Source organism: Mesoterricola sediminis (genome assembly GCF_030295425.1).
In the GTDB taxonomy this organism is placed as follows: Bacteria; Acidobacteriota; Holophagae; order Holophagales; family Holophagaceae; genus Mesoterricola; species Mesoterricola sediminis.
This window is the reverse complement of record NZ_AP027081.1, coordinates 4182033-4202940: the sequence shown is the minus strand read 5'-3', so window position 1 is coordinate 4202940 and position 20908 is coordinate 4182033. Positions and strand designations below refer to the sequence as shown.

Genomic DNA, 20908 nt, shown 5'->3' with positions numbered 1-20908 from the left:
GATGGCCCAATCCGTCAAAGGCACGCGCGATTTGTTCGGGAAGGAACTCGACTGGTTCCAGCGTATCGAGGATACCGCAAGGCGCGCCTTCCACCGCCACGGCTACCGGGAGATCCGGACCCCGATTCTCGAGGAGATCGAGGTCTTCAAGCGCAGTGTGGGGGAAAGCAGCGACATCGTCCACAAGGAGATGTACGACTTCGTGGACAAGGGCGGGCGCCACGTCGCCATGCGGCCGGAGAACACCGCGGGCGTGGTCCGGGCCGCGATCCAGCACCGGATGCTGGAGGCCAGCGACCCCCAGCTCCTCTACTACATCGGCCCCATGTTCCGGTACGAGCGCATGCAGGCCGGCCGCTACCGCCAGTTCTGGCAGATCGGCGCCGAGAGCTTCCAGGTGTCGACGCCGGAATCCGAGGCGGAATCCCTGGTCATGCTCTACGACTTCCTCCGGGAGCTGGGCCTGGAGCACCTCTCCTTCAGCATCAACTCCGTCGGGACCCCCGAGTGCAGGCCGGCCTTCCACGAGGCCTTCCGGGCCTTCTTCCAGGCGCGCGAGGCCCAGTTCTGCGACGACTGCCACCGGCGCATCCAGGAGAACCCCCTGCGCGTCCTGGACTGCAAGAACGCCTCCTGCCAGGTGGCCCTCGAGGGGCACCCGGTCATGGTCGACTTCCTCGACCCCGCCTCCCGGGAGCACCACGCGCGCCTCAAGGAGGTCCTCACGGAGCTGGGGCTGCCCTTCCAGGAGAACCCCCGCCTGGTCCGGGGCCTGGACTACTACACCCGCACGGCCTTCGAGGTCCTCTCCTCCGACCTGGGGGCCCAGTCGGCCCTGCTGGGCGGTGGCCGCTACGACGGGCTGGTCAAGCAGCTGGGCGGCCCCCAGGTGGCGGCCTTCGGCTGGTCCATCGGCCTGGACCGGCTGGCCATGCTCATGCAGCAGCTCCACGGGGAGACCCGGGGCGCCGCCCTGCCGGTCCTCATCCCCCTGGGACCCGTCGCGGCCCTGAAGGCCCTCGCCCTTGCCCGCACCTGGTGGGCCCAGGGCGCCGCCTTCACCCTGGAGACCCGGGGCTCGGCCCTCAAGAAGGCCCTCACCACCGCCAACCGCACGGGAGCCCCCCTGGCCCTCCTCCTCGGGGAGGGGGAGCTGGAGAAGGGGGAGGTCACGGTGAAGGACCTGGCGGCCGGCACCCAGGCCGCCTGGACCTGGGACGAGGTGGCCGAGCGGCTCCGGGCGCATCAGGACTGATCCGCTCGGGCAGGTAGATCGAATCACCGGAACGATCGTGTCCCGATCCTTCGGTAGGTAAAGGACCCGTAGGCCGAGTGCGCTGAGCCGCCGAGTCAGCGTGACCCGGCGTCTCAGCGCACTCGGCGTACGGGTCCTTTACTTACCCTTGCCGGCACGAAGGATCGGGACCCGATCGTTCCGGTGATTGGATGTACCTCCACTAGACTTATATCATTCATATGAACGCCTCCCCTGGATGCCCCGAATGGGCGTGTTTTGAAGTTATGAAAATGAAAATTAATTCATATGCCCAGCGTTGAGATTATGAATTGAATTTGTAAACGTTGTAATGCATAAATATGCCATTCCGGTTGTAAATGTGCAGCTGCCTGCGGGGTGGCCTGGCACATGCGCTACGGAATAGTATTTTCTGTGCCCTTTCACGGGGTTCCAAGCCGGGGGCGGCTGATGGGCGGTGGTCTGTGGAAGAAGAAATGGATAAAAGTTTTATTGACAAGCCGCGTTTTTGAATGATAATTCAATACGTCAAGTCCCCCACAGCCTGGAGGGTAAGGGTATGTCCCACTCATCAGAAATAGGCCTGGCCATCTCGAACATCGGGATGTTGATCGTCGCGGCTCGACGGTCCATTCGTCAGCTGGTCGCGGCCAAGGCCGTCCCCCTGGACCTCACCCCCCACCACGTGTGGATGCTCCTGGTGATCTCCCGGGCCGCGCCCCTCTCCCTCGGCGAGCTGGCCCGGGCCATGTGGATGGACAATCCCACCATCTCCCGCATGGTCCAGCAGATGACCCAGCGGGGTTACCTGGTGGTGGGGCCCGACCCCAATCACGGGCGCCGCATCCGGATCCGCCTCACGCCCGAGGGCGTCACCCTCTGCGAGCAGCTGGAGGCCCTCGGGGAGGGGCTCCGCCTCCAGTCGGAGCGGGGCATGACCGAGGAGGAGACGGAGGCCCTCCGGGCCCTCCTCACCAAGTACATGCGCAACCTGGACGTGATGGTCGCCAACGACCTGCCCGGGATGCCCATCCGCCCCCACCCCAAGGACGCGGAGCCCGGAAGCCTCTCCTCGGTGTCCTGAAGGACCCGTGTGCCCCGGCGCCCCGCCCCTTCCGGCGGGGCGTCCCTATAATGGGACCCCGGAGGCTCCCATGCGCGTCCGCTCCCTTTGGCCCCTGGCCACCCTCCTGGCGGTTCTTCCCCTCCAGGCCCACCCCCGGCACCGGCCGGCGCCGACCGCCCAGGAGGAGAAAGCGATCCACCGGGTGGAGAAGCTCTCGGACCACGCCTACGTCCTCTTCGGGCAGGGCGGCAACGTGGGGCTCTTCGTGACGGACGCCTACGCGGTCCTGGTGGACGACCAGTTCGAGCACCTGGCGCCGGGCCTGCTCAAGGCCATCCGCTCCGTGACGGACAAGCCCATCCGCTACCTGGTGAACACCCACGCCCACCCCGACCACGTGGGCGCCAACCTCGTGCTGGAGAAGCAGGTGATGGCCATCGTCGCCCACGCCAACGTCCGGCGCCGGATGGTGCTGGCCCAGGCCCCCCTGGAACCGGCCAAGCGAGGCGGCCTGCCGGAGCTGGCCTTCGGCGAGGAGGATCCGCGGATCCGGGCCCGGCTCGACATCCACCTGGGCGGGGCCGAGTTCCACCTGCTCCACCTGGGGCCGGGCCACACCGACGGCGACGTGCTCTTCGGCTACCCCGCGGAGCGGGTGCTCCACATGGGGGATCTCTTCTTCCATGGGCTCCTCCCCTACATCGACACGGACAGCGGCGGCAGCTTCGAGGGCCTGGTGTCCCAGGTGGAGGCCGTGGCGGGCTGGGTCCCGGAGGGCGCCCGCATCATCCCCGGCCACGGGCCTGTGGCCGGCAGGAAGGAGCTGCTGCGCTACCGGGATTTCCTGAAGGCCGTCCAGGCCCATGTGAAGGCGAACCCCGGCAAGGCCCCCGCGGCCCTGGCGGCGGCCTTCGACACGGGGGCCTGGTCCGACTACCGGCCCAGCCCGGGCTTCGTCTCCTGGGAGAACCTGTTCGCCGTCGCCAGCGGGCAGGGTCCCGGCAGAACGCCCCGGTCCTGACGCCGGGATCCTTGAGCCGGAGGCGTCCGGGTGCGATCCTAGAAGGCTATGAAACTCGATCCCTTTGGCGACTTCCAACGTACTCACCGCAACGGCGACCTCCGCATCGGGGACGCCGGCAAGCGCGTGCGACTCCTGGGCTGGTGCAAGCGCATCCGGAACCTCGGTTCCCTGGTCTTCCTGGATCTGCGGGACCGCTGGGGCGTCGTGCAGCTGGTGGCCAACGAGACGGAAGTCTCCCCCGAGCTCCTGGCCCGCCTCAAGGCGGTGCGCGGCGAGTTCGTCCTGGGGGCCGAGGGCGTCGTGGCCGAGCGGGAGCAGAAGAACCCCAACCTGCCCACGGGCGACATCGAGGTCCGCCTCACCGACCTGCGCATCCTCAACACCGCCCAGACCCCGCCCATCCCCGTGGACGACTCCGCCGAGGCCAACGAGGACCTCCGCCTCAAGTGGCGCTTCCTCGACCTCCGCCGCGAGAGCCTCCAGCGCAACATGCTCCTGCGGAGCCAGGTCGCCCAGATCGTCCGCAGCTACTTCCTGAAGCACGACTTCGTGGAGGTGGAGACCCCCATCCTGGGCAAGTCCACCCCCGAGGGCGCCCGGGACTACCTCGTCCCCTCCCGCGTGCACCACGGCGAGTTCTACGCCCTCCCCCAGTCCCCCCAGCTCTACAAGCAGCTGCTCCAGGTGGCCGGCTTCGAGCGCTACGTGCAGATCTCCCGGTGCTTCCGGGACGAGGACCTGCGCGCCGACCGCCAGCCGGAGTTCACCCAGGTGGACGTGGAGATGAGTTTCGTCCGCGCCCAGGATGTGCAGGACATGATGGAGCCCCTGCTGGTGGAGCTCGCCGCCCTCGTGGGCCGGAAGGTCCAGGCGCCGTTCCCGCGCCTGCCCTACCGGGACGCCATGGAGTGGTACGGCTCGGACAAGCCCGACACCCGGTGCGCCGTGAAGATCCAGGACGTCACCGGCGTCTTCGCCGAGAGCGCCTTCAACCTCTTCCGCGCGGCCTCCGAGTCCGGCGGCCAGCGCCGCGTCCGGGGCCTCTTCTTCCAGGGAGAGCAGGCGGGCGCGATGAGCCGCAAGCAGCTGGATGAGCTGCAGGATGTCGCCAAGCACCTGGGGGCCGGCGGCCTTCCCTACGTGAAGTGGGGGAAGGACGGCCTCTCCTCCAGCTTCAAGAAGTTCATCGACGCCGGCCTCGAGGCCAGGCTGAAGGCGGCCCTGGGCGTGGACGGCGAGGGCCTCGCGGTCTTCGCGGTGGGCGCCGACGACCAGACCTCCAAGGTGCTCGGCGAGATCCGCCTGCGCCTGGCCCGGTCCCTGGGCCTCATCGACGAGTCCACGTTCGCGTTCCTGTGGGTGGTCGATTTCCCCCTGCTCGAGTGGAGCGAGGAGAACGGGCGCTTCGTGGCCTGCCACCACCCCTTCACGAGCCCCCACCCCGACGACCTGGACCGCCTGGAGACCGATCCCGGCAGCTGCCGGGCCATGGCCTACGACGTCATCCTCAACGGCTTCGAGCTGGGCGGCGGCTCCATCCGCATCCACGACGCCGACGTGCAGAACCGCCTCTTCAAGGCGATCGGCTTCCAGGAGGACGTGATCCAGGAGCAGTTCGGCTTCCTCCTCAACGCCCTCTCCTACGGGGCCCCGCCCCACGGCGGCATCGCCCTGGGCCTGGACCGGCTCGTCATGCTCCTGGTGGGCGCCACCAACATCCGGGAGGTCATCGCCTTCCCCAAGACCGCCCAGGCCCGCTGCCTGATGACCAGCGCCCCCTCGCCGGTGGATCCCCGCCAGCTGCGGGAGCTGCGGGTGCAGATCGAGCAGGCCCAGCAGTGGCGGGCCGGGGTCATGTTCTTCGAGAGCGTCCCCGCGGAGGTCCAGGCCCCCCTGGGCGCCCTGCGCACGCTCACGACCGCCAACGCGCCCACGTCCACGAGCACGGTCGTGCTGGACGGCGAGGTGGTGAAGGTGGAGACCACGCGCCTGCCCCTGTAGGGGCCTCCGGAGCACGCATGACCTACAAGCTGGCGATCGTCGGGTTCGGCACCATGGGGCAGGCCATCTGCGGCGGCCTGGTGGAGGCCGCCGGACGACCGCCGGCGGAGGTCATCGTCTGCGACAAGGGCAAGGGCGTGCGCGCCCGGGCCGAGGCCCTGGGCGTGGCCTGGGCGGCTTCCCCCGCGGACGCGGCCCGGCAGGCCGAGGCCGTGCTCCTCTGCGTGAAGCCCAAGGACCTGGGGGCCGTCCTGGACGGCCTGCGGACCGCCGGCGCCCTGGACCACGACCCCCTCGTCGTCTCCATCGCCGCCGGCGTGGACCTGGCCTACCTGGAAGGGCGGGTGAAGCCCACCACCCCGGTGGTGCGGGCCATGCCGAACACCCCCTGCTCGATCCGCATGGGCACCACGGTCCTGGCGCCGGGCCGGGAGGCCACGGAGGCCCACCTGGCCGTCGCGCGCACGTTCTTCGAGCCCCTGGGGGCCGTCATCGAGCTGGAGGAGCCCCACTTCGACGCGGTCACCGGCCTCAGCGCCAGCGGGCCCGCCTTCATCTTCGTCATCCTGGAGGCCCTGGCCGAGGGGGGCGTGCAGTGCGGCCTGCCGCGGGCCGTGGCCGTGGAGCTGGCGGCCCGGATGACCCTGGGCTCCGCCGCCATGGTCCTCCAGACGGGGCGCCACCCGGCGGCCCTCAAGGACGAGGTCACCACCCCCGCCGGATGCACCATCGCCGGGCTCCTGGCCCTGGAGGACGGCCGCATCCGCTCCGTCCTGGCCCGGGGCATCGAGCGTGCCGCCCAGGTGGCCGGGGGACTCGGCAAGTAGCCTGCCTCTCCTCTGGGACGCGCCGTCCCGGAAGTGGGACGGCGCGGCGCCCGGCCCGGAGGATGGGCGTTGGCCTAACCTTCCCATCCTGAGCGTTTGAAGGATCCGGCACGGGGTTCGCTATCCAGGGGCAGCCCCGGAGTGCCCATGGATTTCGCCCGGACCCCCCAGCCCAACCGCAAGAAGGCCCTCGCCCTGGGCGGCGCCGGCCTGGGCGTCGTCCTGCTCACCGTGGGCCTGGCCCGGCTCAAGCCCGCCGTGCCCGTCGTGGAGCGCCCGTCCATCCTCGTGGACACGGTGAAGCGGGGGCCGATGGTGTTCCAGGTGCGGGGCACGGGCACCCTCCAGCCCGTGGAGGTGCGCTGGATCGCCACCAGCTTCGACAGCCGGGTGGAGAAGATCCACGTGTGGCCGGGCACCCCCGTGAAGGCCGACACGGTGATCCTCGAGCTCTCCAACCCCGAGCTGCAGCAGGCGGCGCTGGACGCCCAGTGGCAGTACCGGGCGGCGGAAGGGGAGTACACCAGCGCCAAGGCCCGGGTCCAGGAGGCCCTGCTGGACAAGCGCGCGGCCCTGGCCACGGTGAAGGCCGGCAACCTCGACGCGCGCATGGATCTGGAGGCCAAGGAGATCCTGGCCCGGGACGGCTACGTGGCCCGGCACGTGGTGCTCCAGGCCCGGGGCCGGGCGGAGGAACTCTCCACCCGGTACCAGATCGAACAGGACCGCCTCAAGCTGGGCGAGGCCTCCCTGGGGGCCCAGTTGGCCGCGAGCCAGGCGAAGGTCGAGCAGGCCAAGGCCCTCTGGCTCCTCAAACAGAGCCAGGTGGCCGCCCTGAAGGTGCGGGCGGGTCTCACCGGGGTGCTGCAGGCGCTGCAGGCCCAGGTGGGCCAGCGCCTGGCCCCCGGGGCCTCCCTGGCCCGGGTGGCCGAGCCCACCCGCCTCAAGGCCGAACTCCGGATCAGCGAGACCCAGGCCAAGGACATCGTCGTGGGCCAGCCGGTGGCCGTGGACACCCGCAACGGCGTCGTGCAGGGCCGCGTCATCCGCATCGACCCCGCCGTGGTGAACGGCACCGTCACCGTGGACGCGAGCCTGGAGGGGCCCCTGCCCAAGGGGGCCCGGCCCGACCTGAGCGTGGAGGGCATCGTCGAGCTGGACCGGGCGGCGGACGGGGTCTTCGTGGGGCGGCCCGTGCAGGCCCAGCCCTACGGCACCGTGAGCCTCTACCGCCTGGCCCCCGGCGGCGCGGAGGCCACGCGGGTGACGGTGCGCCTGGGGCGCGGCTCCGTCTCCACCATCGAAGTCCTGGACGGCCTGAAGCCCGGCGACCAGGTGATCCTGTCGGACACCAGCGCCTGGGACGCATCCGACCGCATCCGCATCAAGTAACCGACCCGAGGAGACCGCCATGGCCGCCCGATCCCTGATCTCGCTGGAAGGCATCAAGAAAGTGTTCACCACCGACGAGGTGGAGACCCACGCCCTGTCCGACATCCACCTGGACATCAGACAGGGGGAGTTCATCTCCATCTCCGGCCCCTCGGGGTGCGGCAAGTCCACCCTGCTGTCCATCCTGGGACTGCTGGACACGCCCACCGCCGGGGCCTACACCCTCAACGGCAAGGCGGTGGCCGGCCTCAGCCTCTCCCGGCGGGCCCGCATCCGCAACCACGAGATCGGCTTCATCTTCCAGAGCTTCAATCTCATCGGGGATCTCAACGTCTACGAGAACGTGGAGCTGCCCCTGATCTACCGCGGCCTGTCCGCCGGCGAACGGCGGCCCCGCGTGCTGGAGGCCCTGGAGGAGGTGGGCATGTCCCACCGCGCCAAGCACGTGCCCAACCAGCTCTCCGGCGGCCAGCAGCAGCGGGTGGCCGTGGCCCGGGCCCTGGCGGGCCGTCCCTCCATCCTCCTCGCCGACGAGCCCACCGGGAACCTGGACTCCACCAACGGCGAGGCCGTCATGAACCTCCTGAAGGACCTCCACCGGCGCGGATCCACCCTCTGCATGGTGACCCACGACACCCGCTTCGCCCAGCACGCGGAGCGCACGGTCCACCTCTTCGACGGCCGCATCGTCGAAGACGCCCCCTGCCAGGCCTGACCCCGGCGCCCGAGGAGAACCCCATGCACGGAACCCTCCACCACCTGCGCTGGGCGCTGCGGTCCCTCCGCAGGAGCCCCGGCTTCGCCATCACCGCCGTCCTGATCCTCGCCCTCGGCATCGGGGCCAACACCGCGATCTTCAGCCTCGTGGACCGGGTCCTGCTCCAGCCGCTGCCCTTCCCGGCGGCGGACCGCCTCGTCTCCATCGAGGGCGCCAACCCCGCCCGGGGCCGCGCCATCAACCCCCTCTCCGCTCCCGACTTCCAGGACTGGCAGCGCATGGGGACCCAGCTCGAAGGCATGGCGGGCGTCGACAACACCGTCCTCACCTACACCGGGGGCGGGGAGCCGGCGCTGGTCCCCGCGGGGCAGGTCTCCTGGAACTTCCTCGGGCTCCTCCGCGTCCAGCCGGTGCTGGGCCGGGACTTCCTGCCCGAGGAGGACCGGGAAGCGGCCCCCCGCGTCGCCCTCCTCACCCATGAATTCTGGATGCGCACCTTCGGCGGCGATCCGGCCCTGGTGGGACGCTCCATCCGCCTGGACGGCCTGGACACCCAGGTGGTGGGCATCCTGCCGCCGGGCTTCCGGTTTCCGCACCGCATCGGCAGCGCGCGGATCCTCGTCCCGCTGAGCCTGACGAAGGAACAGCTCGGCCAGCGCGGCAACCACTTCATGGGGGCCGTGGGGCGCCTGAAGCCCGGCGCCACGGTGGCCTCGTGCGCCCAGGACCTGCGGGCCGCGGCCGCGCGCCTGGAGACGGCCTACCCCGACACCAACCTCCATTTCACGGCCAACGTCGTCCCCCTCAAGGACCGGGTCGTCCTGGGCAGCCGGGGCACCCTCCTGGTGCTCATGGGCGCGGTGGGCTGCGTCCTGCTCATCGCCTGCGCCAACATCATGAACCTCATGCTGGCCCGGAGCGCGGGCCGGCAGCGGGAGATGGCCATCCGGGCCGCGCTGGGCGCGGGTCCGATGGAACTCGTCCGCAGCGCCTTCGCGGAGAGCCTCGTCATCGGCCTCCTGGGGGGCGCCGCCGGGTTGCTGCTGGCCCGTTGGACCCTGGCGGGGCTGGTGGGGCTCCTGGGCTCCCTGGTGCCCGGCCTGCGCCAGCCGTCCCTCGGGGCGGGGCCCGTGGCCTTCACGCTGGGGCTCTCGCTGGCGGCGGCCCTGCTCTTCGGCCTCATGCCCGCGTTCAACCTGCGGAACATGCGCCTCGCGGACTTCCTCAAGGAAGGGAAGGGCGGGGGCGGCAGCACCCATCCCCGCCTCCGGGGCCTCCTGGTGGCCTCGGAGACGGCCCTGGCCACGGCGCTCCTCGTGGGGGCCGGCCTCATGCTCCGCAGCTTCCAGCACCTGAGCACCGTGGACCCCGGCTTCAAGGCGGACCACCTCCTGGCGGCGCGCTTCACCCTGCCCGCCTACAAGTACGGCGAGGCCGCCCGCCGGATGGCCCTCCTCGACGGCCTCCTGCAGCGGATCCGGCAGTCGCCGGGCGTGGTCGCGGCCTCGGCGAACGACACGACCCCGTTCCTGGGCTCCACCCGCACCAGCAGCTACAGCCTGAAGGGCCGCACCGACGACGCCCTCGAGGCCATCCATCACCAGGTCAGCTCCGGCTACTTCGCGGCCATGGGCATCCCGGTCCTGCAGGGACGGGACCTGGCCCCCTTCGAGACCAACGCCTGCGTCGTCAGCCAGGCCTTGGCCCGCCGGGACTTCCCCGGGGGCGACGTCCTCCAGGGCGCCGTCTCCGTCGCCGGCGATTCGGGCCCCTTCCTGCCCATCGTGGGCGTCGTGGGGACGGTGCGCCACGACGGACTGGCCCTGGCGCCCCGGCCCGAGGTCTACTTCCCGGCGGCCTACGCCCAGGGGCCCGGCGCGAACATGGCCCGCTTCGCCCTGCTGGTGCGCACCACCACCGCCCCCTCCGCCATGGCCGGCGTCCTCCGGAACGCGGTGCGGGAGCTGGATCCCGACCTGCCCGTGGGCGCGATCCTGACCATGGAGGAGGCCGTCGCCTCGGACCGCGACGCGGCCAGGTCCCGGAGCCTGCTCCTGGGCGCCTTCGCAGGGCTCGCCCTGCTCCTGGCGGGGGTGGGGATCTACGCGGTGATCAACTTCCTGACGGCCCTGCGCACCCGGGAGATCGGGGTGCGGATGGCCCTGGGCGCCCAGGTGGGGAGCGTGCTCGGCCTGGTCCTGGGCCAGGGGCTCCGCATGGCCCTGGGCGGGATCGCCGCAGGCGTGGCCCTCTCCCTGGTCCTGGGCCGGTTCCTGGAATCGCTGATCGTCGGCGTCCGCCCCTGGGACCTGTCCACCTTCGGCCTGGTCACCGCCGGCCTCGCCCTCGTTTGTGCTGCGGCCTGCCTCTTGCCCGCCCTGAAAGCCGCCCGGGTGGACCCCTTGGTCGCCCTCCGGGACGAGTAGGATAGGGAGGTCCTCCTGAAGGGTTCCATGCCCACCTCCGCCGCCCGCATCCTGATCTCCGACGACCAGACCGGTGTGCGCGAGAGCCTGCGCCTCCTCCTCAAGTCCGAGGGCTACAAGGTGGAGACCGCCGCCTCCCCCGAGGCCGTGCTGGCCGCCCTGGAGGGGCCGCGGCCGGACCTCCTGCTCCTGGACATGAACTACACCCGGGACACCACCTCCGGCCAGGAGGGCCTGGACCTGCTCGCGCGGGTCCAGGCCCGCGAGCCCGAGCTCCCCGTCGTCGTCATGACCGCCTGGGGGAGCATCGACCTGGCGGTGGAGGCCATGCGCCGGGGCGCGAAGGACTTCATCCAGAAGCCCTGGGAGAACGCCCGCCTCCTGGCGACGCTGCGCACGCACCTGGAGCTGGCCGGGGCCCTCCGCCGCACCCGCCAGCTGGAGGCGGAGAACCAGCTGCTCCGGGAAGGCGCCCCCACCCTCGTGGCGGCCTCCCCCGCCATGCGCCGGGTCCTGGACCTGGTGGCGCGCATCGGCCCCTCCGACGCCTCCGTGCTCATCACCGGCGAGAACGGGACCGGCAAGAGCCTCCTGGCCCAGGCCCTCCACGCCGCCAGCTCCAGGGCGGACCGGCCCCTGCTCACCCTCAACGCGGGCGGGCTCGCGGAAGGGGTGCTGGAGAGCGAGCTCTTCGGGCACGCGAAGGGGGCCTTCACCGACGCCAAGGCGGCGCGGGCAGGGCGTTTCGAGCTCGCGGACGGGGGCACCCTCTTCCTGGACGAGATCGCCAACGCCCCGCTCACGCTCCAGGCCCGGCTCCTGCGGGTGCTGGAGACGGGCGAGTTCGAGCGGGTGGGCTCCAGCCGCACCCTCCGCGCCGACGTGCGCGTCCTCAGCGCCACCAACGCCGACCTCGAGGCGGAAGTGGAGGCGGGCCGCTTCCGCCAGGACCTGCGGTACCGCCTCAACACCATCGAGATCCACGTGCCCCCGCTCCGGGAGCGCCCGGAGGACATCCTGCCCCTGGCGGCGCGGTTCCTGGAGGCCCGCGCGGGGCGCTACCGCAAGGCCGTGGCGGGCTTCGACGCGGGGGCGGAGAAGGCCCTGCTGGCCCATTCCTGGCCCGGCAACGTGCGGGAGCTGACCCACGCCGTGGAGCGGGCCCTGCTCATGGCTTCGGGCCCCTGGATCACCGCGGCGGACCTCATGCTCGCCCCGGGGAACGGCCGGAGCCCGGCCCTGGAGGACCTCAGCATGGAGGACATGGAGGCCCTCCTCATCCGCAAGGCCCTGGCGCGGCACGGCGGCGCCGCCGCGGCGGCGGAGGCCCTCGGCCTCTCCCGCAGCGCGATGTACCGGCGCCTGGCCAAGCTGGGCATCCGGGCATGACCCACGACCGGCGGGTCCAGCTCGGCGCCCTCCTGGGGGCCCTGCCGGCCCTGGTCCTGGCCGGGATCCTCCTGGCGCGGGCGCCCTGGCCCCTGCCCTGGAAGCTCCTGCTCTTCGCCGCCTGCGCGGCGGCGGCGGCGGTGTCCCTGCGGGCCCTCCGGCGCCGGGTGCAGCGGCCCCTGCAGACGCTGGCCAACATCCTCACGGCCATCCGCGAAGGGGACTACTCCTTCCGGGCCCGGGAGCCCGCCGACGCCGACGCCCTCGGCGAGGTGTACCACGAGCTCAACGTCCTGAGCGAGCTCCTCCAGCAGCAGCGCATGAAGGCCATGGAAGCGACGGCCCTGCTCCGCGCCGTCATGGCCGAGATCGACGTGGCCGTGTTCGCCTTCGACGGGGAGGATCTCCTGCGCCTGGTGAACCGGGCCGGGGAGGCCCTCCTGGGCAGCCCCCAGGAGCGCCTCCTGGGGCGTCCCGCGGCGGAACTGGGCCTGGCCGCGGCCCTGGACGGGGAGGGCGCGCAGCTGGCGGACATGGCCTTCCCCGCCCGGGCGGGGCGCTTCGACCTCCGCCGGGGCACCTTCCGGCAGGGGGGGCGGGTCCACCGCCTCCTGGTGGTCTCCGACCTGACCCGCCCCCTGCGGCAGGAGGAGCGCAAGGTCTGGCACCAGGTCATCCGGGTGCTGGGGCACGAGATCAACAACTCCCTGGCCCCCATCCAGTCCCTCTCCGAGAGCCTCCTCCGCATCCTGGAGCGCCAGGGCGAGGACTGGATGGACGACACGCGCCAGGGCCTGGGCATCATCGCGAGCCGGGCCCAGGGCCTGGGCCGCTTCATGGAGGGCTACACGCGCCTGGCCCGCCTGCCGGAACCCTGCCGGGCGCCCGTGGACCTGGAGGTCCTGGTGCGGCGCGTGGCGGGCCTCGAGCAGCGCTGCGAGGTCCGCGTCCACCCGGGGCCCCCCGTGACCCTGCAGGCCGACGGGGACCAGCTGGCCCAGGCCCTCATCAACCTCGTGCGCAACGCCGTGGACGCCGGGGCGCCCGTGGACCTGGGTTGGACCGTGCAGGGGCCCGCCGTGGAGCTCCGCGTGGAGGACCGGGGCCCGGGGCTGCCCACGGGCGGGAACCTCTTCGTGCCCTTCTTCAGCACCAAGGCCGGGGGCAGCGGCATCGGCCTCGTCCTCAGCCGCCAGATCGCCGAGGCCCACGGCGGCAGCCTCGGCCTCGCCAACCGCGAGGGCGGCGGGGCCTGCGCATCCCTGAGGCTGCCCCTCGGCTGACCTCAGGCCCGGGCCCGGGGGAGGGCCGCGATGAAGTACACGAGGACGAAGGCGCCGGCCGCGAAGAGGGTGTCCCCCGGCACCCGGAGCCAGCGGATGAGGTTCATGCCGTCCGACTGCAGGAAGGCGGCGCTGCGGGCGAACCAGTACCCGTGCTCCACGGCGGCCCGGGTCTGGAGGAGGCCCAGGGGCAGGATGCTGAGGACGATCATGGCCATGAGGCCGCCGTTGATGGCCCAGAACGCGAAGCGCAGGGGCCCCTCCCGCCAGGGCTGGCCGGGGCGCAGGGCCCGGAGGCAGAAGAGCATCAGCCCGATGCCCAGCATGCCGTAGACCCCGAAGAGGGCCGCGTGGCCGTGCACGGGGGTCGTGTTCAGGCCCTGCATGTAGTAGAGCGCCACCGGGGGATTGATCATGAAGCCGAAGAGGCCGGCCCCGACCATGTTCCAGAAGGCCACGGCCACGAAGCAGTAGATGGGCCACCGGTACTGGGCGACCCAGGCCGCGGCCCGGCCCAGGCGCAGGTTCTCCCAGGCCTCGAAGCCCACGAACATGAGGGGGACCACCTCCAGGGCGCTGAAGGTGGCGCCCAGGGCCATGACGGCGGCGGGGGTGCCGCTGAAGTACAGGTGGTGGGCGGTGCCGATGATGCCCCCCGACAGGAAGATGGCCGAGGAGAGGAGGACCGCGCGGCTCGCGGATTCCGTGCGCAGGAGGCCGAGCCGGGTGAAGAGGAAGGCGATGACCACCGTCGCGAAGACCTCGAAGAAGCCCTCCACCCACAGGTGGACCACCCACCAGCGCCAGTACTCGGCCACCGCCAGGTTCGTGTGGCGGCCGTAGCCCAGGGCGGCCCCGTAGAACCCGGCGATGGCGAGGGAGGCGAGGAGGAACATGCCCAGCAGGGGGCGGGTGGCCGCGTCGGCGGTGGCGAAGGCGGGGCGCACGGCGCGCGCCACGAGGAAGAGCCAGAGGAAGAGCCCCACCAGGAGCACCACCTGCCAGAGGCGGCCCGTGTCGATGTACTCGTACCCGCTGTGGCCCAGGTAGAACCAGGCGGTGCCCGTGCCCAGGCGGTGCATGACGCTCAGCCACTGGCCGGCCATGGAGCCCGCCACCAGGACCAGCACGGCCCCGAAGAGCAGGTTCACGCCCAGGGCCTGGCCCGCGGGCTCCCGGCCGCCCACGGCGGGGCCGATGTACAGGCCCGCCGCCAGCCACGCGGTGGCGATCCAGAGGACCCCCAGCTGGGTGTGCCAGGTGCGGGTGAGGACGTAGGGCAGCCACCGGGCGAGGGGCACGCCGTAGAAGCCGTTGCCCTCCACCCCATAGTGGGCCGTGACGACCCCCATGAGCACCTGGACGAGGATGAGGGCGGTGACGGCCCAGAAGTACTTCACCGTGGCGCGCTGGCTGGGCGTGGGGACGGCGCGCAGGAGGGGATCGGTGGCCGGGGCGGCCACGGGGGCCTCCTCCCCGTGGGCGTGGCGGGCCGCGTGCCACCAGGCCATGGCGCCGATGCCCGCGAGGAGGAGCAGGATGCTCACGCCCGTCCAGATCCAGGCGTCCCCCGTGAGGGTGTTGCCCACGAGCGGCTCATAGGGCCAGTTGTTCGTGTAGGTGATGCGCTCCCCGGGGCGCTCCGTGGTGGCGGCCCAGGCCGTCCAGAACACGAAGGCGGCCAGCTGCCGGCGCAGGACGGGGTCGGGCTGGGCCCCGGCGGGAATGGCATAGGCGTCGCGGCCCCGGGAAAAGACGTCGTCCAGGTGCGCGGCCGTGGCCTGGATGGCCCGGGCCCGCTCGGCGTCCACCACGAGGGTGCCGGTGGCGGGCTGGTAGCGGTTCTGCCGCATGTGGAGCCGCAGGCGCTCCTGGTACCCCGCGCGGGTGGCGGGATCGAGGGCCGCCAGGGGGGCGCCGCGCTCCGCCAGGGCCCAGGCGTCCAGCAGGGTGGTGGCCTCCCGGTGGAGCCAGTCCGCGGTCCAATCCGGCGCGACGTAGCTGCCGTGGCCCCAGATGGAGCCCAGCTCCATGCCGCCCATGGACTGCCAAACGTTCTGGCCGGCGGCGATGTCCCCGTCCTCGAAGACCCGCTCCCCGGTCGCCGTCACCACCCGCGCCGGCACGGGCGGGGCCCCCTGCCGGATGCGCAGGCCGAGCCAGCCCAGCACGGCGAAGGACAGCCCCATCACGGTGAACAGCAGGATCCAAAGCCGGCGCACGGGACCTCCCTCCCAGCGGGCACACCGAACCCAAGGCGACCTTCCTGGGCTGGATGGGCCCAGGGCGGGACGCGGGGCGGACACCCGGAAATTGATGCAAGCATAGGTTCTTGACTGGGTTTGGCAAGTATTTAATTATTAATAAACATGGACTTGTTCCCGTGGGGCGAGGCTGGGAGGGGAAAAAAGCGGGCCGGTTCCGGGCGGACGCCGTGCTACAAGGAAGGATCCCCCGGTGTCCCATGGCCTCCCTCCCGCCCACGCTGACCGCCCACCTCTTCCGGCCGCTCCACGACCAGCTGATGGACGTCCTGGGGGCCCTCCCCGCCGAGGCCTGGCGGCGGCCCACGGTCTGCGGCCCCTGGACGGTCAAGGACCTCGCCGCCCACATGCTGGACACCCAGCTCCGCCTCCTGTCCCATGGCCGGGACGCCGAGCCGCTGCCGCCGCCGGACCGGCCCATCGCGGGCTACGGAGACCTGGTGGCCTTCCTGGACGGCCTCAACGCCGCCTGGGTGGACGTCGCCCGCCGGCTCAGCCCGCGGGTCATCCTGGACCTGCTGGCCGCCGTGGGGCCCCAGCTGGCCGACCACCTCCAGGCCCAGGACCCCGAGGGCCCGGCCCTCTTCCCCGTGGCCTGGGCCGGGGAGACGGCCTCCGCCGCCTGGTTCGACATGGGGCGGAACTACACCGAGTACTGGCTCCATCAGCAGCAGATCCGGGAGGCGGTGGGCGCGCCGGTCCTGGCCGGCCGGGCCTGGCTCCACCCCGTCCTCGAGCTGTTCATCCGGGCGCTGCCGCGCACGTACGGCCCGGTGACGGCGCCGGAGGGCACCGCCCTGGCGGTGGCGATCACCGGGCCGGCAGGGGGCACCTGGCACCTGGTCCGCGCCGAGGACGGCTGGCGGCTGGATACGGAACCCGCCGGCCAGGTGCGGGCGCGCATCGAGCTGACGGATGATGCCGCCTGGCGCCTCTTCTCCAAGGGCCTGAAGGGGGAGGAGGCCCGCCGGCGCGTGCGCATCGACGGCGACGCCGCGCTGGGGGCGCCCTTCCTGTCGGCCCTCGCCATCATGGGCTGACGGCGGCCGGGGGCAGTGCTGCGATCCACGCGCGCAGCCGGGCCAGGGCCTCCGTGTCCGGCAGGGCCGTGCCCAGGGGCGGCATCTGGGAGGCGGGCCTGCGGGAGGCCATGCGGTGGAGCAGCGTGCTGCGTCCGGGATCGCCGGGCTGGATGCGCGGGGCCCTCGGAGCGCCGGGCGTCTGGTACAGGCTGGGGCGGCCCACGGTGGTGCGCAGGGCCGGAACCTCGGCCTCCCCGCCGGAGGGCCGGAGGTCCAGGTCCAGGCCCGTCAGGGGCCGCTCCGGGCGATGGCAGGCGGCACAGTTGCCGGCCAGGTATCCCAGGATGGCGCGGGTGGTGGGGTTGTCCGCCAGAATGCGTGGCGGTCGGGTGAGCAGGTCCGGCCGGGCGCCAACGAGCAGGCGGCGCGCCACCAGCTCCCGCAAGGTCACGCCGCCGGGTGGGACCGGCTCGCCGTGGAGGGCGCCGGGGTCCCGGTCGGGGGACAGCTGGAGGGCCGTGAGGCCCAGCAGGTCGACCTGCCCCTGGCCGTGGCAGGTCCGGCAGTCGGCCCGGGACGGGAGGTCATGCCGCGCGCCCGCCCCGAGGTCGACGGCGCCGGGCCGGCCTTCCTCGGGCACGAGGAAGGCGTCGGTCTGTTCGGCGTTCCAGGCGTAGGTGGCGAGCACCCAGGTCCGGGGCCCGGTCTTCCAGAGGAGGCGCGTCTCCACCTTCCGGCCCTGGAAGGCGAATTCCTTCCAGGCCTTCGTGCCCACGGGGAAGACCCAGGCCGCCTCGTCCCGCCCGTCGATGGCGGTGCCGGCGGGCAGGTGGAGCCACCGCGCCTTGGCCGCGCCGTCGGTCCACAGGGGGTACTGGGGCGCGTAGGCGAGGTTCCGGGCAGCCACGAGGCCCGGCGCCGCGTAGAGCCCCGTCTGGGACAGGCGGGGGGGTGCTTGGAGGGTGGGCCGGGCGATCCCCGGCGCGAGGCCGAGGAGCGCCGCGCCGAGCAGGCTTCGGAGGCGCATGGACGATCCGCTCAAGGGACCGTGGGTTCGGTCGCGGCGGGCACCCGGTTGGACACCGGGGCGATGGATTTCAGGTAGGCGAAGAGGGCCTTCTGGTCCGCCTCGGTGGCGGCCCGGAGACTGTGCACCGACATGGGGGGCAGCACCGGGCGGCCCTGGCCCAGGTGGCGGCCGGTGCGGATCATCTGCAGGAACTGGGCCTCGGTCCACGCGCCCAGGCCCGTCTCCTTGTCGGGGGTCAGGTTGGCCGCATAGCTCACGCCCCAGGGGCCGGCGAAGGCGGTGGACGTGGCGGCCATGGTCACCGCCCAAGGCCCCTCCGGCAGGACGGGGGCCGGGGGCATCTTCAGGGCCTCCGGGTGGCCCGACAGCATGCGGGCCAGGTCGGGCTCGGGGCCCCGGGGGCCCAGCTTCAGGGGGGTATGGCAGTCGTTGCAGCCGCCGATCTGGACCAGGTAGGCGCCGCGGCGGAGGACGGCGTCGGGGGTGCCCGCCTGGGCCACGGCGGCGCCCAGGAGGGCCAGGAGGAAGGGGCGGGTCAGGGTCATGTTCACCTCATTGGGGGGTGGGTTGGGGGCAGGGCGGGGCCCGCCCGGGGGGCTCCCGCCGGCGCGGGGCGCCGGGGAGCCGGAAGGGGCTCGGGGCCGGGACTCCGGTCAGGCCGGGCGGCTCAGGGGGTGCGCCGGCGCATCCAACTGGGGCCCTGGTCGACACCGGGGCGGACGATCCGGCGCAGCTCGGGGCTGTGGGGGGCCTGGAGGTAGATGTCGGTCTCCCCGTCCCGGAGCCCGCTGAAGGCGATCCATTGGCCGTCAGGAGACCAGGAGGGGGCGTAGGCCCGGCCGTCGAAGTCGAAGAAGGCGGGCGATCCGCCATCGGCCGGCAGGAGGCCGATGCGGGCGGCGTCCTGGGAGAGGCGCTGGAAGGCGATCCACTGGCCATCGGGGGACCAGGTGGGGAAGTAGTCGCCGTGGGTCGCGCTCGTGGGCGTCAGCTGCCGCGCCTGGGTCCCATCGGCGGCCATCACCCAGAGGGCGGGACTGCCGGAGCGGTACGAGGTGAAGGCCAGGCGGGTGCCGTCCGGAGACCAGGCGGGGGTGACGTCGGGGGAGATCTCGGGATCGCCGGGCTGGCGCGGCGTGAGGTTGGTCCGGCCTTCCAGCGCTCCGTCCCGGAGGCGGGCCACGAAGATGTCCCCATCCGGTTCGTCCTGCTGGGAGTGGAAGGCGAGGCGGGTGCCGTCCGGGGACCAGGCCCCCTCCCGTTCGCCGACGCCCGGGGGGGAGAGGCGGAGGGCCGGCTGGCTCAGGTCCGTGACCAGCATGAGCTGCATGGGCGCCGTTTCCGTGGGGAGGCTGGCGTACACGAGGGCCAGGCCGTCGGGACGGGCCTGGGGGCGGGTGCCCAGGTAGCCACGGCCCAGCACCTGGGGGGCGCCGCCCTCCGGCCGGGCGTAGTACAGCATCCGGGAGCCGTCGGGGTTCTGGCCATCGAAGATCACCTCGTAGGCGGGGGGCGGGGCGGAGGCCTGGCTGGCCGGACCGCCCCCACATCCGGCCACGAGGGCCAGGGCCGCGGCGGCCAGGGCCAGGCGGACCGGAAGGGGACTGTGGAACCTGGGGTGCATGGAGGCCTCGATCGGATTCTGACAAGTGACGGACGGACCCGTCTGACCTTCAGGGTTCGCGAAAAAGGGGCCAAGGTGTAGCCGGCAAGTTGCCAAACCGCCGGCAGAACGCCAGAATGCGGGATGCCCAAGCGCGACCTGGACGACATGGACCGCCGCCTCCTCGCCGAACTGGGCGCGGACGCCCGCTTGACCCAGGTGACCCTGGCCGCCCGGGTGGGCCTGTCCCGCTCGGCCGTGCAGGCGCGTCTCCGGCGCCTGGAGCGGGAGGGCGTCATCCTCGGCTACACCCTGCGCCTGGGCGTGGAGAAGCGGCCCGGCATCCGCGCCTACCTCCTGGTGAACGGCAGCGGCCCCAGCCACGACCGCGCCGTCAAGCTCCTGGAGGCCTTCCCGGAGGTGCGGGTGGCCGATTCCGTGAGCGGCGACATCGACCTGGTGCTCCAGGTGGAGGTGGAGCGCCTCGAGGACCTGAACCGCCTCCGGGACGACCTGGCCCGGATGCCCGGCGTGGCCTGCACCCGCACCCTCCTGGTCCTGGCGCCCCGCTTCGACCGGCGGTAGCTACACCGTCAGCTCCAGGCGGTTCCCGTCAGGGTCCAGGACGGTGCTTTCGTAGTACCCGTCCCCCGTCGTGCGGGGCCGGTCCAGCACCGGGCGGCCCATGGCGGCCAGGCGCGCCGTGAGGGCATCGACAGCCTCCGGGGAGCCGAGGGAGAAGGCCAAGTGGGTGAGGCCCAGGCGCTGGGCGCCCGGGGGGGCCGTTTCCAGGGTCAGCTGGCGGGTCTCCATCAGCTCCAGGGTCGGGCCGCCGTCGAAGGCGAGGAAGCGGGAGGCGAAGCCGTGGGCGGGGTGCTCGTAGCGTTCGCCCACCCGGGCGTCCAGGACCTCCGCGTAGAAGGCCGCCAGCCCTTCCAGGTCGCGGGTCCAGAGGGCCACGTGGGCGATGTGGGGCATGAAGGCCACCTCCTCGACCAGGATTGCCGGGCCGGTCGCTGGATGCGACTGGCAGGTTGCCGGAAAGCCGTCATCCTGCCCAATCCGGCCGGAACCTTCCATAATCGAAGGATGCTCGTCACCGTCCGTCACCAGGCCCAGGCGATCCTCCGGGCCGCGGGCTGGGACCTGCGCCCCTGTCCCATCGTGTGGTCCCCCCGCATGAGCCGTTGCGCGGGCCTCTTCGTGGTGGAGAAGGACCGGCGCGGGGTGTGGCATCCGGAGATCCGCCTGTCGATTCCGCTGCTGCGCCGGCGCGACCGCGCGTGGCCCGTGCAGGTCTGCGGCTGCCACTGCCGCACCCCGGAGGAGGTGGTGCGCCGCATCCTCGAGCACGAGCTCATCCACTACAAGCTCTGGGCCGAGGGCGTGGACTTCGGGCACACCGACCGCTTCCGCCAGCTGGCCTGGGAGGCCTTCCAGCATTCCGCCATCACCCACGGCATCGGGCACGAGGAGCCCTGAAGGCGGCCCGGGACGACGCCGCCCAGGCGCGCGTCGGGGACGCTGCCCTGGGGCGTGTTCGGAAGGTCCAATCAGGGATGGCTAGGGTCAATACTGTCGGTACAATGAATCATCGAGGCCGCCGGC

At 72.3% G+C, this 20908-nt stretch carries 18 protein-coding genes; 13 read left to right on the top strand and 5 right to left on the bottom strand.

Annotated elements, in window-relative coordinates:
• Nucleotide 1 precedes the first annotated feature (1 nt).
• The 10 genes from hisS (at nt 2) to R2J75_RS18200 (ending at nt 13381) form a co-directional block, all read left to right on the top strand.
• Nucleotides 2–1255: a histidine--tRNA ligase gene (gene hisS, locus R2J75_RS18245; protein WP_316410753.1), complete on the top strand. Its 1254-nt coding sequence runs from the start codon at nt 2–4 to the stop codon at nt 1253–1255.
• Nucleotides 1256–1859: 604 nt separating this feature from the next.
• The gene (locus tag R2J75_RS18240) at nt 1860–2339 is read left to right on the top strand and encodes a MarR family winged helix-turn-helix transcriptional regulator (RefSeq protein WP_243332706.1); all 480 of its coding nucleotides are present in this window, start codon (nt 1860–1862) and stop codon (nt 2337–2339) included.
• A 70-nt stretch (nt 2340–2409) separates the two neighbouring features.
• Nucleotides 2410–3342 carry an MBL fold metallo-hydrolase gene (locus R2J75_RS18235; RefSeq protein ID WP_243332708.1) on the top strand — a complete coding sequence of 311 codons (933 nt, stop codon included), beginning with the start codon at nt 2410–2412 and terminating at the stop codon, nt 3340–3342.
• Nucleotides 3343–3390: 48 nt separating this feature from the next.
• Nucleotides 3391–5346: an aspartate--tRNA ligase gene (gene aspS, locus R2J75_RS18230; protein ID WP_243332709.1), complete on the top strand. Its 1956-nt coding sequence runs from the start codon at nt 3391–3393 to the stop codon at nt 5344–5346.
• Between the two features lie 17 nt (nt 5347–5363).
• Nucleotides 5364–6173, top strand: a complete 810-nt coding sequence (gene proC / locus R2J75_RS18225) for a pyrroline-5-carboxylate reductase (RefSeq protein ID WP_243332711.1) — start codon at nt 5364–5366, stop codon at nt 6171–6173.
• 147 nt (nt 6174–6320) lie between these two features.
• Nucleotides 6321–7565, top strand: a complete 1245-nt coding sequence (locus tag R2J75_RS18220; protein ID WP_243332713.1) for an efflux RND transporter periplasmic adaptor subunit — start codon at nt 6321–6323, stop codon at nt 7563–7565.
• Between the two features lie 19 nt (nt 7566–7584).
• Nucleotides 7585–8280, top strand: a complete 696-nt coding sequence (locus R2J75_RS18215; RefSeq protein ID WP_243332714.1) for an ABC transporter ATP-binding protein — start codon at nt 7585–7587, stop codon at nt 8278–8280.
• Nucleotides 8281–8303: 23 nt separating this feature from the next.
• A complete protein-coding gene (locus tag R2J75_RS18210) occupies nt 8304–10709 on the top strand; it encodes an ABC transporter permease (RefSeq protein ID WP_243347460.1) in 2406 nt (801 codons plus the stop codon).
• A 27-nt stretch (nt 10710–10736) separates the two neighbouring features.
• Nucleotides 10737–12098: a sigma-54-dependent transcriptional regulator gene (locus R2J75_RS18205; RefSeq protein WP_243347458.1), complete on the top strand. Its 1362-nt coding sequence runs from the start codon at nt 10737–10739 to the stop codon at nt 12096–12098.
• Entirely contained in the window at nt 12095–13381 is a 1287-nt protein-coding gene (locus tag R2J75_RS18200) for a sensor histidine kinase (protein WP_243332721.1), read from the top strand. The genes R2J75_RS18205 and R2J75_RS18200 overlap by 4 nt, the downstream gene beginning before the upstream one ends.
• 2 nt (nt 13382–13383) lie before the next feature.
• Here the strand turns inward: R2J75_RS18200 and R2J75_RS18195 are convergent, their stop codons facing one another.
• Nucleotides 13384–15603 (bottom strand): nitric-oxide reductase large subunit, encoded by a 2220-nt coding sequence (locus tag R2J75_RS18195; RefSeq protein WP_243332723.1) that lies wholly within the window; start codon nt 15601–15603, stop codon nt 13384–13386.
• A 242-nt stretch (nt 15604–15845) separates the two neighbouring features.
• Between R2J75_RS18195 and R2J75_RS18190 the strand changes: the two genes are divergently transcribed.
• Nucleotides 15846–16685: a maleylpyruvate isomerase N-terminal domain-containing protein gene (locus R2J75_RS18190; RefSeq protein ID WP_243332726.1), complete on the top strand. Its 840-nt coding sequence runs from the start codon at nt 15846–15848 to the stop codon at nt 16683–16685.
• Here the strand turns inward: R2J75_RS18190 and R2J75_RS18185 are convergent.
• The 3 genes from R2J75_RS18185 to R2J75_RS18175 form a co-directional block, all read right to left on the bottom strand.
• The gene (locus tag R2J75_RS18185) at nt 16675–17694 is read right to left on the bottom strand and encodes a hypothetical protein (protein WP_316410752.1); all 1020 of its coding nucleotides are present in this window, start codon (nt 17692–17694) and stop codon (nt 16675–16677) included. The two genes, R2J75_RS18190 and R2J75_RS18185, sit on opposite strands and share 11 nt — an antisense overlap.
• Before the next feature lie 11 nt (nt 17695–17705).
• Nucleotides 17706–18242: a hypothetical protein gene (locus R2J75_RS18180; protein ID WP_243332729.1), complete on the bottom strand. Its 537-nt coding sequence runs from the start codon at nt 18240–18242 to the stop codon at nt 17706–17708.
• 122 nt (nt 18243–18364) lie between these two features.
• Nucleotides 18365–19321, bottom strand: coding sequence for a TolB family protein (locus R2J75_RS18175; protein WP_316410751.1), 957 nt, complete (start codon nt 19319–19321; stop codon nt 18365–18367).
• Between the two features lie 123 nt (nt 19322–19444).
• Between R2J75_RS18175 and R2J75_RS18170 the strand changes: the two genes are divergently transcribed.
• On the top strand, nt 19445–19885 hold the full coding sequence (locus R2J75_RS18170; protein WP_243332733.1) for an Lrp/AsnC family transcriptional regulator: 441 nt from the start codon (nt 19445–19447) through the stop codon (nt 19883–19885).
• On the opposite strand, the gene R2J75_RS18165 is transcribed toward R2J75_RS18170, so the two are convergent.
• The gene (locus tag R2J75_RS18165) at nt 19886–20278 is read right to left on the bottom strand and encodes a VOC family protein (RefSeq protein ID WP_316410749.1); all 393 of its coding nucleotides are present in this window, start codon (nt 20276–20278) and stop codon (nt 19886–19888) included.
• A gap of 111 nt (nt 20279–20389) precedes the next feature.
• Here R2J75_RS18165 and R2J75_RS18160 point away from each other — a divergent pair, with 111 nt between their 5' ends.
• Nucleotides 20390–20782 (top strand): SprT-like domain-containing protein, encoded by a 393-nt coding sequence (locus R2J75_RS18160; protein WP_243332737.1) that lies wholly within the window; start codon nt 20390–20392, stop codon nt 20780–20782.
• Nucleotides 20783–20908: the final 126 nt, after the last annotated feature.